At 63.4% G+C, this 14,044-nt stretch carries 11 protein-coding genes; 5 read left to right on the top strand and 6 right to left on the bottom strand.

The features are described 5' to 3' along the window. Positions 1–236 precede the first annotated feature (236 nt). Positions 237–680 carry an ester cyclase gene (locus JOF57_RS01320; RefSeq protein ID WP_209912898.1) on the top strand — a complete coding sequence of 148 codons (444 nt, stop codon included), beginning with the start codon at positions 237–239 and terminating at the stop codon, positions 678–680. Between the two features lie 72 nt (positions 681–752). Here JOF57_RS01320 and hsaA read toward each other — a convergent pair whose 3' ends face one another. Together hsaA and JOF57_RS01310 are read right to left on the bottom strand one after the other, a co-directional pair. Further along, positions 753–1,931 carry a 3-hydroxy-9,10-secoandrosta-1,3,5(10)-triene-9,17-dione monooxygenase oxygenase subunit gene (gene hsaA, locus JOF57_RS01315; protein WP_209915681.1) on the bottom strand — a complete coding sequence of 393 codons (1,179 nt, stop codon included), beginning with the start codon at positions 1,929–1,931 and terminating at the stop codon, positions 753–755. A 20-nt stretch (positions 1,932–1,951) separates the two neighbouring features. Continuing rightward, entirely contained in the window at positions 1,952–3,145 is a 1,194-nt protein-coding gene (locus tag JOF57_RS01310; protein ID WP_209912896.1) for a 3-ketosteroid-9-alpha-monooxygenase, oxygenase component, read from the bottom strand. A gap of 181 nt (positions 3,146–3,326) precedes the next feature. Here JOF57_RS01310 and JOF57_RS01305 point away from each other — a divergent pair, with 181 nt between their 5' ends. The 4 genes from JOF57_RS01305 to JOF57_RS01290 all read left to right on the top strand — a co-directional run bounded on the left by JOF57_RS01305 (position 3,327) and on the right by JOF57_RS01290 (position 8,344). Further along, on the top strand, positions 3,327–4,562 hold the full coding sequence (locus JOF57_RS01305; protein WP_209912894.1) for a cytochrome P450: 1,236 nt from the start codon (positions 3,327–3,329) through the stop codon (positions 4,560–4,562). 243 nt (positions 4,563–4,805) lie between these two features. Continuing rightward, positions 4,806–6,863 (top strand): alpha/beta hydrolase family protein, encoded by a 2,058-nt coding sequence (locus tag JOF57_RS01300; protein WP_209912892.1) that lies wholly within the window; start codon positions 4,806–4,808, stop codon positions 6,861–6,863. Positions 6,864–6,903: 40 nt separating this feature from the next. After that, entirely contained in the window at positions 6,904–7,665 is a 762-nt protein-coding gene (locus JOF57_RS01295; protein WP_209912889.1) for an SDR family oxidoreductase, read from the top strand. A gap of 97 nt (positions 7,666–7,762) precedes the next feature. Next, entirely contained in the window at positions 7,763–8,344 is a 582-nt protein-coding gene (locus JOF57_RS01290; protein WP_209912887.1) for a DUF1707 SHOCT-like domain-containing protein, read from the top strand. 50 nt (positions 8,345–8,394) lie between these two features. On the opposite strand, the gene JOF57_RS01285 is transcribed toward JOF57_RS01290, so the two are convergent. The 4 genes from JOF57_RS01285 to JOF57_RS01270 form a co-directional block, all read right to left on the bottom strand. Beyond that, a complete protein-coding gene (locus tag JOF57_RS01285) occupies positions 8,395–8,946 on the bottom strand; it encodes a hypothetical protein (RefSeq protein ID WP_209912885.1) in 552 nt (183 codons plus the stop codon). Between the two features lie 244 nt (positions 8,947–9,190). Next, a complete protein-coding gene (locus JOF57_RS01280; RefSeq protein ID WP_209912883.1) occupies positions 9,191–10,858 on the bottom strand; it encodes a hypothetical protein in 1,668 nt (555 codons plus the stop codon). A gap of 402 nt (positions 10,859–11,260) precedes the next feature. Continuing rightward, a complete protein-coding gene (locus tag JOF57_RS01275) occupies positions 11,261–12,832 on the bottom strand; it encodes a hypothetical protein (RefSeq protein WP_209912880.1) in 1,572 nt (523 codons plus the stop codon). 477 nt (positions 12,833–13,309) lie between these two features. Next, on the bottom strand, positions 13,310–13,984 hold the full coding sequence (locus JOF57_RS01270) for a hypothetical protein (RefSeq protein WP_209912878.1): 675 nt from the start codon (positions 13,982–13,984) through the stop codon (positions 13,310–13,312). Between the last annotated feature and the right edge of the window lie 60 nt (positions 13,985–14,044).

The raw sequence follows: 14,044 nt of genomic DNA, 5'->3' as shown, positions 1-14,044 counted from the left end.
ACGTTGGCGCCTCCCCCGCCGCCCTGGGGGGAAGCGCCAACGCCTCTGGTCGAAGCGACGCCATCCGACAGTGGCGGCGTCGCGGACAGCGCAGGTCAGCCTGTGCATGCTGGACGACTGGTAATTGCCAGTGGCAGCACACACTGCCCCGCGTCTGTCGGATCGGCGGCCACAGTTCTAGCGTTTTCTGTGCGGACGTTATCTGCCGTACGGTGGTCTCCCGAAAGGCCGGAATCATGGCCAATGATCAGAACAAGGCGATTTCCCGACGCATCTGGGAGGTATTCGGCTCCGGCGACCTCGGCGAGCTGGACGATCTCGTTGCTCCGGGTGCCGCCTTCCACGACACCCAGGATCCGTTCGGCGATCAGCGGGGTCCCGAACACATGAGAAGCCTGATGGGCATGTATCGGACGTCTTTCTCCAACATGCGATTTGACGTCAAGAGGCAACTCGCCGATGGCGACTATGTCTGCACGATGATCGAGGCCCAGGGCGACAACACCGGCGAGATCATGGGCCGGCCCGCTACCGGCAAGCACAGCCGGATCAACCTGACCAATATCGACCGGATCGAAGACGGCAAGATCGCCGAAAGTTGGGTCACGTGGGACACCCTCGGCATGCTGCAGCAGCTCGGCCTGATCCCCTCAGGCGCACAACAAAAGGCGCCAGCCTGAGCTTGCTGCCCTAATGGGTCCGGGGCCGGCCGCGGCCCCGGACCCCCACGGGTATCTGTGCCTGCGGAGCTATCAGACCATGATGTCGGCCGGGGGCAGGCCGAACTCGTTGTCGCCGAAGATCAGATAGGCACGCTCGGGATCGTTGGCCGCGTGCACCCGACCGGCGTGCGCATCACGCCAGAACCGCTGCACCGGAGCATCATTGGAGAGCACGGTGGCACCCGAGGCCTCGAACAGACGGTCGATCGAGGCGATCGCACGGCCGGTGGCACGCACCTGATCGCGACGCGCCCGGGCCCGCAGCTCGAACGGGATCTCCTCACCGGCGACCAGCAGGGCGTACTCGTCGGCGACGTTGCCCGACAGCTGTCGCCAGGCGGCGTCGATGTCGCTGGCGGCCTCGGCGATCCGAACCTTGGCGAACGGATCGTCCTTGGCCTTCTCACCCGCATAGGCGGCGCGGACCCGCTTGCCCTGGTGCTCGACGTGGGCATCGTAGGCGCCGTAGGCCATGCCGACGATCGGAGTCGAGATGGTGGTGGGATGGATGGTGCCCCATGGCATCTTGTACACCGGGGCGGTGTTGGTCTGGTAGCCGCCGGCGGTGCCGTCGTTCATCGCCGCATACGACAGGAAACGGTGTTCGGGCACGAACACGTCCTTGACCACCAGGGTGTTGCTGCCGGTGCCGCGCAGGCCGACGACATTCCACACATCGTCGATCTCATAGTCGGAGCGCGGGATCAGGAAGCTGCCGAAATCGACCGGCCGCCCGTCCTTGATCACCGGGCCGCCGACGAAGGCCCAAGTCGCGTGCGCACTTCCGGACGACCACTGCCACGAGCCGGATACCAGATAGCCTCCGTCGACGACGTGTCCGGCGCCCATCGGGGCATAGGACGACGACACCCGCGCGGACGGGTCGTCGCCCCAGACATCTTCTTGTGCCTGCTGATCGAACAGGGCCAGATGCCAGTTGTGCACGGCCAGCACTCCTGCCACCCATCCGGTGGAACCGCAGGCACTGGCCAAGCGGCGCACTGCCTCGCAGTAGACGGTCGGATCGCACTGCATGCCGCCCCACTGCTCGGGCTGCAGCAGCTTGAAGAAACCGATGTCGTCGAGTGCCGACAATGATTCTTCGTGGATCGCGCGCCGATCCTCGGTGGCCTGGGCCCGCTCCCGCAGCAGCGGCAACAACTCGTCGATACCGGCCAGAACTGTCCGCGGATCGCGCACCGCCTGAATACGATCGATCTGAATAGTGGTCACTGGACTGCCCTTTCAGGGTTGGACTGGGTGAGACCGAGGCCAGTGAGGGCCGGGGCCGGTGGTTCCTGCTGTCGAAGATGCTCGGCGACTTCGTTGCGCCAATACTCATTGGCGGCAGTGGTATCCACTTCGTACTCGAAGCGATCGGTCATGTCCGGGGTGACGTCTGCGGCATCGACGTAGAACTGCTCGTACCACCGCCGCAGCTGATAGACCGGACCGTCTTCCTCGACCAGAAGCGGGTTGTCGATCCTGGTCTTGTTCTTCCAGATCTCCACATCCTGCAGGAACCCGCGGCTGACACCGTCGGTGAACGCATGCAGCAGCATGTCGGTCGCCTCGGCGGTCAGCCCCTTCGGCCGGCGGACCATGATGCCCCATTGCAGCACAAAGGAATCCGGCGATACCGGGTAGTGGCAGTTGACCAGGATTGCTTCGACGGCGTATCCGCTGTAGCTGTTGTGCAGCCGGTTGATCATGAACGACGGACCGAAGTAGGACGCTTCGGAATCGAGGACCTGTTCACCGGCGTAGTGCGATCCACCCAGGTTGACGTCGGGCCGCCCGATCGTCTGGAGGTACTGGGACGCCACCTGGCCTTCGAACACGTTCTTGAAGTAGGTCGGGAACCCGAAATGGATGTAGTAAAAGTGCGCCATGTCGACGATGTTGTCGACGATCTCTCGACAGTTCGAGCCGATGAGCTCGGTGCGCCACGACCATTCCGTCCAGCCCTCGTCACGAAACTCCGGAATGTCGGGGATGTCCAGATGCGGAGGCGGTGTATTGCCCTCGGGGTCATGCCAGACGAATAGGAGACCCGCACGGACACTTGATATCCACACACGTGTACGTGCAAGTCGTGGAGCGCGTTTGGCATAGGGCACCTGTGTGCAGCGGCCACTGCCGGACCACCTCCAGTCGTGGAACGGACACGCAACTGCATCGTCTTTGACCTCACCTTGAGCCAGGTCGCCGCCGAGATGGCGGCAGTAGGCATCGAGAATGTGCAGTTCGCCCTTGCTGTCGGCGAAGACGACCAGCTTCGTCCCGAATGCGTGAATCGAATGGGGTTTGCCGTCCAGAAACTCCGACACCATGCCCAGGCAGTGCCAGCCACGAGCGAACCGCGTCGGCGTCGTGCCGACGTCGATCTCGCGCACCGCAGTGCCAGTCGAATCGCTACTCAACCCGCCACCTCCCGCTCAGTCCAGAAACTAGAACACGTTCCTGTAGTTGCTGGATTGCAACGCTAAGCCCAGGCCATACGGACCCAATAGGGACTAATGGCCCTAGTTGCGGCGCGCGGCTGAGCGCAAGGTGATGGGACGTTGCCACCGCCGTCTCGGAGAATCTGAGGAGCCTCGTTACATGACCCGTCCCAATCTGCCCGAAGGCTTCGACCCTCTCGACGCGGACCTGAACGTTGTGAGCCTCCCGGTCGCCGAACTTGCCGAGCTGCGGAGGGCCGAGCCCGTGCACTGGGTCGATGTGCCCGGCGGCACCGGTGGATTCGGCGACAAGGGCTATTGGCTCGTGACCCGACATGCCGACGTCAAAGAGGTGTCCAAGCGCAACGACACCTTCGGGACCTCGCCGGACGGCGCGATCCCGGTGTGGCCTCAGACGATGACCCGCGAGGCCGTCGACTTGCAGCGCAACGTGCTGCTGAACATGGACGACCCGCAACACGCGCGGCTACGCAACATCGTGTCCCGGGCCTTCACCCCGCGCGCGCTTTCGCGGCTTGAGGACGAGCTGAACTTCCGGGCCCAGCAGATCGCCAAGACCGCGGCCGCGTCGAACACCGGCGACTTCGTCGAGCAGGTGGCCTGCGAGTTACCGCTGCAGGCCATCGCCGAACTGCTCGGCGTGCCCCAGGACGACCGCGACAAGCTGTTCCGTTGGTCCAACGAGATGACCGCCGGTGACGACCCCGAGTACGCCGATGTCGATCCGGTCGCGTCGTCGTTCGAGCTCATCTCCTATGCCATGAAGATGGCCGAGGAGCGGGGCAAGAACCCGACCGACGACATCGTCACCAAGCTGATCGAGGCCGACATCGACGGCGAGAAGCTGTCCGACGACGAGTTCGGCTTCTTCATGATCATGCTCTCGGTGGCCGGCAGCGAGACCACCCGCAACTCGATCACCCACGGCATGATCGCCTTCTCACAACACCCCGATCAATGGGAGCTGTTCAAGAAAGAGCGGCCCAAGACCGCCGCCGACGAGATCATCCGCTGGGCGACCCCGGTGTCGGCGTTCCAGCGCACCGCCCTCGCCGACGTCGAGTTACACGGCGTACAGATCAAGAAGGGAGAGCGGGTGGTGATGTCGTACCGCTCGGCCAACTTCGACGAGGACGTGTTCGAAGACCCACACACCTTCGACATCCTCCGAGATCCCAACCCGCACCTCGGGTTCGGCGGCACCGGGGCGCACTACTGCATCGGCGCCAACCTGGCGCGGATGACGATCACGATGATGTTCAACGCGATCGCCGACCACATGCCCGATCTCAAGCCGATCGGTGAGCCGGAACGGTTGAAGTCTGGCTGGCTCAACGGCGTCAAACACTGGCAGGTGGACTATGGGAGCGCATAACACCTCGGGCTGCGATTCTGGCAATCAATCGCGACACGCAACTTCGGATTCCACATAGGCCAAACCCCGAGCACAGGCCCGGTGAATTTCCCCGCCTCACCAGGCATGCGCGTGGGTTGGCGACTGATTCCGCAGCGCCGCCATCCACCAACTACGCGCAAGGACGCCATCTGGGCAAATATGTGTTGTTACAGTGTGCAAGCTCTCTGTCGGCTACGTCACACTTTGAAGGCGGATCGATTGATGTCACAGCCCACCCCACCCCGCCTTCCCAAGGCCAAGACAGCAGCCACCGCCGCGGCCGTCGTCGCGACCGCGGCGGCATTGACCGCAGGCGTGGCCTCGTCGGCGCCGGAAGCGCTCGCCGCCCACAACCGCAGCGTGCAGGCGGACGTGGAACTGACGGCAGCCTCGGCCCCTGACATCGGCAAGATCCCCGACATCGTCGGGCTCTACGGGGTAGGCCCGATCTTCTGGACCGCGCAGCTCCTCGGGATCACCCCCGGGAACGTGATCCGGGCGGCCGGAGGATTGACCGGCAACACCGCGCTGGCCGAGACCGTCGTCGGATTGCTGGACCTGCTCGACGCCGTCTCGCCGGTCGAGGCCGGCGTCAAGGGCCCGCTGCCCAGCGACGTGTACGACGCCGTTAACGGCCTGGACCCCACCCTCACCGGCCTCATCAAGATGTTCGGCCTGGGCAACCAGCCGGTATTTCAACAGATTGCCAATTGGCTGTTGAACGAGGCTCCCGTTCTAAATCAGCGACGCGCCGTCATCCTGTCCGAAAGCCTCGGAGGGCTGACCACCTCGCTGGCCTACCGTGACATGATCAACGCAGTCCAGTCCAATGACCCGGACTGGCAGATCGGGGTCACCGGCCAGTGGCTGATCTTCGTCAACAACCCGAGCCGTCCTGGCGGCGGGTTGTTCGCGCTGGCAACACCTTTCACCAACTTGCTCGGGGTGAACCTCACCACGCCGGATGCGGGCAGCTACACCAACGACGCCATGACCAAGGTGCTCAACACGTCGATCCTCGACATCACCTGGGCCTACAACCCGCTCTCGGACGTACCTACCACGCTGAGCCCGCTGGCCTGGGCCAACTCGCTCGCAGCCGGAGTATTCCTCACCTATCTCCTGCCCGACGAGGGCAACAACATCGGCAGCCATGTCTTGCCGCAGTTGGTAACCGGGATCCTCGACGGCGTGAAGGTGATGGTCGACCCCACCGGCGGCCAGGGCCTCGACATGGTTCCGGGCTGGACGGGGTTCGTGGACAGCCTCAATTGGGTCCCCATCCTCAACACTTGGCTGAACAATTTCACCAACGCCACCAAGTTCCCCGGCAACGCCACCTACATCACCTACGACTCGGGCAATCTCCCGTTGCTCGAGCCGCTGCGGATGGTCCCGCATCTGCTCAATCTTGCTCCGGGCGTTGATATCCCGACTCCGTTGACCGACAGCGTCGAGGATGCGCTGCGGAAGATGGTGAACATGGGGTACCAGGACGTGAACCCCGCGAACCTGGAGCGCACCTTCGGCGAAGCCGGCGACCAGGCATACCTGTGGCATTCCCCGCTCAACGTGACGCAGCAGCTGGCCGCCAACGAGATCATCTTCGACGCGCTGATCGACGGCATTCAGGCCAACGCCCTCAACCCGGAGGCCTGGACCCCCAAACTTCCGGGGATGGACTTCAAGCCGATCGTGCAGAACGCCGTGTCGGTGGCGGTAGCCAAGGCGATGAGCGACGCACTGCAACTCGTCCAGGACGGCGCCCACCCGATCTTCGACGGCATCGAGAAGGGCCTCGCCCCGGTCACCACTGCTCTCGACGGCGTGAACGCTCAGGTCGAGACGGCCATCGACAACATGCTCAAGGTCAATGGCTCCACCGCCAATAAGCAGTCCAACAAGCAGGCCATCACCTCGATCCCATCGGGCGACCGCCAGCTGCAGACGCTCAGCCTTGAAGCCCCGGACACGACGACTACCGACACCGACCAACCCGAACCCAAGGACACTGGCGCCACGTCCACCCCGGTCAAGGACACCCTCAAGGGTCTTGGTGTGGAGAAGGACTCGGTGAAGGTCGCCCGGCCCAAAGCGAAGGCCCGCCATGCCGCCGACGCGAGCGATCCCGTCAAGAAGTCGGTCAAGGAGACGGTCGACAAGGTGCGTGGCGCGGTCGACAATGCCGCCAACGACGTCAAGGACGTCGGCAAGGGCCTGAAGAAGACGAAGAAAGCCAAGGCCGAGAAGAAGGAGAAGTCGGCCGACGCAGCCGCGTAATCGCTGACGGCCCCGGGGACGCGTCGGTAGCGTGGCCACCATGCCACGCACTGTGCTCGTCACCGGGGCGACCGGCACTCTCGGCCACCATGTGGTGCCGGAGGCGATCGACGCCGGCCATCAGGTCCGCGCACTGAGCCGCCGGGACCGGGTCGGCTACACCGGCGTGCACTGGCACCAAGCCGACCTGCTCTCGCCCGACGGCCTGGACGCCACGCTCGACGGCGTGGACGTCGTCGTCCACTGCGCTACGCAAGCCACCGGCAGCAAGGACGTCAAAGCCGCCAGGAATCTGATCGCGGCGGCACGACGCAAGGGCGTCGGGCACCTCATCTATATCTCGATCGTCGGCATCGACGACATCCCACTGCCCTATTACAAGACCAAGTTGCGGGTCGAGGAGGCGCTCGAGACGTCCGGGGTCGGGCACACGATCCTGCGCGCGACGCAGTTCCACGAGCTAATCGAAAAGACGTTTTCGGCGCAGCGATTCTCCCCTGTTTTATGGGCCCTACGCGACGTCCGATTCCAGCCGATCGACACCCGGGATGTGGCCACTCGACTGGTCGCATTGATCGATTCCGAGCCCGCCGGGCGGGTGTCCGATATCGGCGGCCCCGCGGTTCACAGCCACCCAGAATTGGGACAGATGTATCTATCAGCCCACAACGGCGTGCGTCGCGTGGTCAGATTCACCATCCCCGGCCGCATCGTCGCGGGTTACAGGTCGGGGGCCAATCTGGCCCCGAAGAATGCGGTCGAAGGCACATCGTTCCAGGACTATTTGGGTACGGCCGGATAGATCGTCGGCACCGAGTGGGGTCCATTGCCGCAACCGTCGCAACACAGGTAGGCCACTGGTCTTGCATGTGACAGCGATCGTCGTAGGCTCGACACCGATGAGCACTTCAGCGCCTCAGGGCAAGTCGATGCGCGCGGCCGACACCGACCGCATTCAGGTGGCGCAACTGCTCACTGATGCTGCGGCCGCGGGCCGGCTGCCGATGGCCGAATACGAGGATCGGCTGGCAAAGGCTTACGCGGCGCAGACGTACGACGATCTGGCCCGGTTGAGCCGGGACCTTCCGGGGGCCGTGAACTGTTCGGTAAGCCAATGTCGCCCTGCCCCCTCGACGCTGCTGCTGGCGATCATGAGCGGGTTCGAGCGCCGCGGCCGGTGGAACGTGCCCAAGAAGCTGACGACGTTCGCGCTCTTCGGTGGCGGCGTGATCGATCTGCGCTATGCCGATTTCACCGCACCCGACGTCGATGTCCGCAGCTATTCGATCTTCGGTGGGCAGACCATCCTGGTGCCGCCGGAGGTGAATGTCGATGTCGACGGCATGGGCGTGATGGGGAACTTCGATCACAGCGTCGACGGATCCGGCACGTCCGGGGCACCGCGGGTCCACATCCGCGGTTTCTCGCTATGGGGCAGCGTGAGCGTCAAGCGCAAGAAACGCCGCAACCAGACCGACTGAGACAAAGCAGGCGGGCCCGAAGGCCCGCCCGCTTTCCCCATGTCGAACGATCAGTGGTTGCAGCTCGCGGCGGCGACGCAGGTCAGCGACTTGTTCGCGTTGGATGGCTTAGCGCTGGACACCTTGGCGGTGGGTCCGTTCCCGGCGATGGCCTTGGGCAGGGTGCCCGGCAGGTCCTTCTCGTCCGCGAGGATCTTGTTGCCGAGGTACTGATTCGAGTACTTCTGCGTCTCGTTGTAGTAGTACTTGCCGGCGTTGACGTTCAGCTCGCCCTGGATCGCACCGTTGGCGCCCTTGCTCGGGTCGGCGTAGTTCCCGGTACCGAAATTGGTGTGGTACACCTCGCCCAGTGGGCTGTCGTCGAGCGTCTTGTTGACGCCGGGCGTCTGGTTGAACACCTTGTCGCCGGCAGCCTGGGCGGCCCGGACTACCGGTGCGGGGTTGTCGAAGGCAGGCCTACCCACCGCATTGCCCGATGCGCTGGAATCAGCGGACGCCAATCCCGTCGGCAACGCCACCGCCAACGCGCCGCCCGCGATGACGCCCCCAACCAATGTCCGCGTCCGCACCGACCGCTCGGACATCTTCCGATGTTTTGCCATGTCTGCAACCTCTCGTGATTGGCTTTGCGCCACAGCTGAATTGGAGCCGATCGGCTGACATTGCCGCTGGCCCGCCAGCGAACATAAGGTACGGCGAGGAGGCGCGATAGGTACTGGCGATGTTGTTCACTTGCCGTTCGGCACATCATCATGAGAACTCACAGGTCACTCACAGGGCCGCCCATGCACGCGAAAATACAACGGCCCCCTCCGTTTTGGAGGGGGCCGTCGTATGAGTCAGGTGCTACTTGTCGGCGCTCTTGCCTTTGTCCTTGTCGCCGGAGTCGGCATCGCCTTTGGCGTCCTTGGCCTTCTCGTGCGAGTCCGCCCCCGCCTTGGTCTTGGGCGTTGCCTTGAACGCCTTCTCCAGATTCTTCGTGGCGTTCTCGACGAACTTCTCACCGGCAGACTTCTTGCGCTCGGTGGACTTGCGCTCGGGCTTGGCCACCAGGCTGTCGCGGACCAGCGAGGTGCCGGTGGTGGACTTGGTCTCGGTCGTCGGCTTGGTCTCGGAGGTGGACTTGGTCTCGGAGGTGGACTTGGTCTCGGAGGTGGACTTGGTCTCGGAGGTGGACTTGGCCTCTGTGCCAGAGGTGCTCGCGGTACCGGACTCCGGCGAAGTCGCGGCCTCATCGGCGTCGGCGTCCACGGACTCGATCTCGTGTTGCGGCAGCTTGATTTCCGGGAGCTTGATTTCCGGGAGCTTGGTCTCGGGCAGCTTGAGCTCAGGAAGCTTGGGCGCCACGACTTCCGGGGTCTCGGGCTTCGAGACCTCGACGATGGGTGTAGCTGCCTCGGTGACGTCCTCGGCGGTCTTGTCGACCGTGATGTCCTCGGTCTTGAGGTCGAGTGTCTTGAGGTCGAGAGTCTTGACGAGCTTGGGCTCGGCAGGCGCTTCGAGTTTCTCCACAAGCTTCTGGAATGGCGACTCGACGTTCGTCGGCAGGTTCAGCAGCTTGCTGACGTTCGGCAGGCTCGTGGAGCTGATGTCCGACGCGGTTTCCGATTTTGCTTCAGCGTCTTCCGGCGTCGACGGCAGGTTGAGGCTGTTGGTTTCCTCGGGTTCCGGCCCGGCGATCAGCATTTTCACGGTTTCAACCATGTAGTTGACGACGCCCGGGATGCCATCGACGTAGAAGGTGCCGTTGAGCCCCTTGGCCCATTCGCCGACCGCGTTGTCCGGCAGGTTGTCGTTGATAATGCTGTAGGCCACGTAAGCGGCGCCGCCGGCGAAGAATTCATCCACCCGCTTCGACAGCTGGAGGCGTTGAGTCGGGTCGAATCCGTCGACGATCGAGCTGCCGATCACTGCACCGAGATAGGCGAACTCGCTGGCGCCGGCCTCGAAGAAGATGTTGTCGAGGATGTTCAGCGGAAGGATGTTGTCGCTGAGGTAATAGGCCAGACCGGTGAACCCGTCATGGCACACCGCGCCGGTTGCGGAGCAGTTGCCGGGGTCATGCTCCCAGGCGGCATTGCCGTTGCCCCAGTAGAACTGGACGGGTTTGCCGTCTGCGTCGAGGTTGGCAGTCGTAACGGGCACGAGATAGCCGTCGACATCTGCGCCGTAGAGTTGGTAGCCGTCCTCGTCGTAGAGGACGTCGGTGCCGTCCTCGTCGTAGGTAGCCCGGACCAGCTTGCCCTCGCTGTTCTTGACGTAGGCAGTAGCGGTGACCGTGCCCTGGTAGTACTGCGCACCGTAGCCGTTGTTGAATGAATTCAACAGGCCGTCGAGCGAGAGCGCGACGAGGTTGATCTGCTCCGCCGTCATGGTCCGGTGCGCAGGAGCGTCCGAAGCGGACGATGCCACCGTGATCTCGTCGCGGGGAACGAACAGTCCCGGGGTTCCGGCAACAATCGCGCCGGCGCTGAGCAGTGCCACCCCAGTGGTGACGAGTGGACGGACTGCCATGCGGGTGAGGCCCCTTATCTCGAGCGCAGGACGGATTCCTGAGAATCCGTCCTGGCATATAGGTACTAACTTAAAAGTCCTTGAGAAGGGTAATTCCCGTCACCACCTCCCGCAACCTCTCTCTATGCGAGACCGGAGCCCCTGATGCCCCGCCGCAACGCGGTTCTTTGCGGGACGAGTCCGAAAAATATTTCGATGCCGAACGCGACGTTCCCGAACGACTCACATCCAGCTACCTTCGAATACCGTCGCCGAGGCACTAGCGGGCACAAATATGCGGGTTATCGCCTACGGAATCCGTGGCGTATCCACCGGATGTACCGACCCGGCACACTCGCGCAACCACTCGTGGCCCTAGGCCGGGCGCATGATGCCCGCACGGGGAATCATGCGGGCAGTTGTCTACTTGTCGCCGCTGTCGGTTCCCTTGTCATGATCGGAGCCGGTGGCATTCTTGACGGCCTCGCCCAGCTTCTTCAGGAACTTGCTGCCGTTGGACTCCCCTTTCGGCTTGCCGTCGCCGAAGAGGATGGGTGGGGTGGACTTGTTGCCGTTCTTGGTGTCGGTACCCGTCGCCGGCCCGTCTTCCGTCGCGGGTTCTTTGTCCTTGACCGTGATCCTGATCTTGGGCGTGATGTCGGGCTTCACCTCGGGCACCGTGACCTCGGGCGCCTTCGGCTGCGGCACCTTGATCTCCGGCAGCTTGACCTCGGGAACCTTCACCTCGGGCAGCTTGACCTCAGGCTCCTTGAACTCAGGCAACTTCAACTCCGGTGCCTTGAACTCGGGAATCTTGGGGGCCTCAGGGGCCTCGAACGTCGGGGCTTCCGGCGCCGCCGGCAGCTTGATGCCCAGAGGGATGGCGCCGGTACCACCTTCGACCGGGTTCCCGATGCCCTGGTCCACGTCCTGTTCGATCACGTCAAGATTTTTGACGAGGTTGCTCTCGTCGACAGCGGGTGCTTTGAAAGGCAACTTCACCAGATTCTTGAACGGCGACTGCGTCGACAGCTTCAGCAGCGACGCGGGCCCCGGCAGGCTGGTGGAGGTCGGGTCGGTCGCCTTCTGGGCCAGCACCATGGTGTCGCTGTTGCTCTGCTCCTGTGTCGAGAAGGTGGACGGGCCGGAGTCGAGCGGATTGATCAGGTTCGGGTTGGGTGTCGGCGTGCCCTGCACGATGGCGTCCACCACGTAGGTGAACGCGGCGTAGATGCCGGAGTTGGTGCCGTAACCGAAGAAGAAGGAGTTGGTCAGGCCGTAGGCATAGCCGTCCTGAGGAAGGTTGTCGAGCAGCAGGTTGCCGACGAGTTGCGTGGCACCACCCTCGAAGAAATCATCGACGCGCTTGGTCAGATCCAGCCGGCCGGTCGGATCGACCGCATCGATGACCAGAGCAACCGTGCGGATGGCTTGATGGGCCAGCTCGGTGAAGCCGCCCTCGAAGAAGATGTTGTCCACATCGCCCAGAGGCAAGATGTTGTCGCTGAGGTAGTACGCCAGACCGGTGAAGCCCTTTTGGCATACGGCTCCGGGGGCGGCGCAATTGCCGGGATCGTCCTCCAGGGCGATCTGGCCGTCCGCGTCGAGCTCGTAGACGGGCTGGTTGTTCACGTTGTAGTACTGAGCGCCCGGTTCGAGATCGGCCGTCGTGGCGCGGGTCCCGTCTGCGTTGTAGAGCGGGGTGTCGTTCGCGTCGAAGAGAAACCCGCCCTGGTCGATTGCCGCGGCGGGCTTGGGGCGTTGGCCCGGGAACCAGAGACCGCCATAACCCTGGGTGAATGATTGCCACGCCCCCTGCAACGACAGTGCGAGCAGATTGATCTGCTCCTGGGTCAACGTGGCCGGGGCGATCGCGGCAGTCGGGGCGGCGACGGTGATCTGATCACGAGGGACGAACAGGGCCGGAGTCGCGGCAACTATCGCGCCTGCACTCAGGACTGCAGCAGCAGTGGTGACAAGCGGACGTACAGCCATGTAGCTAGCCCCTTATCTAGAGGACGAACGGCCGTTTCCGAGAATCCGCTCCTGCTCCGGCGGCGACTTAGAAACTCCTGTGAATGCTAAGGCTCGACTTGCCCTCCTGCAACCGATATCAACCCATCAATGACTAACCAATACCGCAGCCGAAGTCGCCACAATCCCGCCGGAGCGCCTCCGAATGTAGCGGCACAATATCGTCGTAACGGAATCAGTGGCCGATTGCCGACCTTGCGACCGATCACCCCAGTTCAGGCGGGTAGCTCACGGTTCGGAATTGATCTTGAAGGATCACGAACACAATGCATATCACTGGCAACCGAATACTCGGAGCACCGCCAATTGATTTCATTTTCAAATGAATTGGACCCGACAGCTACACCCTTGCAAACGCAATTAACTTCGGTCGTCGGGTGCCGATAGAAGAATTGGCCCGAAATCCACCCGGGCCGCGCAATTCCTAGGCCGCCTGGATCAGCGCGGCATCGCGATCCGCAACCCCGCCAGCATCACCTGCGCGTCAGCCATGAAGGTGGGGTTATTGGGCGCCGTGCTCTGTGCCAGCGCCACAATGTTCCAGAACTTCGCTCCGAGCGGCACCATCACCGACACGGCGGTCACGTAGCTTGTCTTGCTGATCTGGTCGTCGGGCGGGGTCGTGTAGTTGACCATCAACGCCGGGAATCCACAGATCTCGGACGGCACCTGGGTGATGTTCTCGGCGCCGACAGCTTGGAAGCCCTTGATGGTCTCAGTCAGCAGGTCCTCGGGCGACCGGTCCCCATCCGTCGCATCTCCGATCGACACCGAGACGGCCGGATTCGAAACTCCGTCGCTGAGGGATTCATTGCGCAGCACCAATTTGACTGGGCCCTTGGCGAACTCAGGTGCGGGCACCCATCCCGGCGGTTGCGCCACACGCACCCTCGGCTGGTCGGATCCGATCCCGGGAACCTCGATCCAGGCATCCGAGTGCAACTGCTCGCAGGTTTGGACCTTGTATCCGGACTCTCCCGACGCGGCGTCCGACAACCCGTCAGGCCGATCGAACCCGGCCGTCACGGTGCCATCCGTCATCTGGGTGCATCCGCTGAGGATCAGCCCGGCCGTCACCAGGACTACACCGGCACCACACTTTGAGACCCCCATCGGTTCCAGACACTACGCGAGCCCGCTTCAGAGCCGAGTGCGACGCAGACGTCGTCGGCG

Origin of the sequence: Mycolicibacterium lutetiense, from assembly GCF_017876775.1 — a bacterium.
Lineage (GTDB): Bacteria > Actinomycetota > Actinomycetes > Mycobacteriales > Mycobacteriaceae > Mycobacterium > Mycobacterium lutetiense.
The sequence above is the reverse complement of the archived record's forward strand: the minus strand, read 5'-3'. Positions and strand labels throughout refer to the sequence as shown.

Coding starts and splice junctions, on each gene's coding strand:
- JOF57_RS01280 (WP_209912883.1), bottom strand. CDS start 10,858: ATGGCAGTCCGTCCACTCGTCACCACTGGGGTGGCACTGCTCAGCGCC.
- JOF57_RS01305 (WP_209912894.1), top strand. CDS start 3,327: ATGACCCGTCCCAATCTGCCCGAAGGCTTCGACCCTCTCGACGCGGAC.
- JOF57_RS01275 (WP_209912880.1), bottom strand. CDS start 12,832: ATGGCTGTACGTCCGCTTGTCACCACTGCTGCTGCAGTCCTGAGTGCA.
- JOF57_RS01300 (WP_209912892.1), top strand. CDS start 4,806: ATGTCACAGCCCACCCCACCCCGCCTTCCCAAGGCCAAGACAGCAGCC.
- JOF57_RS01295 (WP_209912889.1), top strand. CDS start 6,904: ATGCCACGCACTGTGCTCGTCACCGGGGCGACCGGCACTCTCGGCCAC.
- JOF57_RS01320 (WP_209912898.1), top strand. CDS start 237: ATGGCCAATGATCAGAACAAGGCGATTTCCCGACGCATCTGGGAGGTA.
- JOF57_RS01285 (WP_209912885.1), bottom strand. CDS start 8,946: ATGGCAAAACATCGGAAGATGTCCGAGCGGTCGGTGCGGACGCGGACA.
- JOF57_RS01290 (WP_209912887.1), top strand. CDS start 7,763: ATGAGCACTTCAGCGCCTCAGGGCAAGTCGATGCGCGCGGCCGACACC.
- JOF57_RS01270 (WP_209912878.1), bottom strand. CDS start 13,984: ATGGGGGTCTCAAAGTGTGGTGCCGGTGTAGTCCTGGTGACGGCCGGG.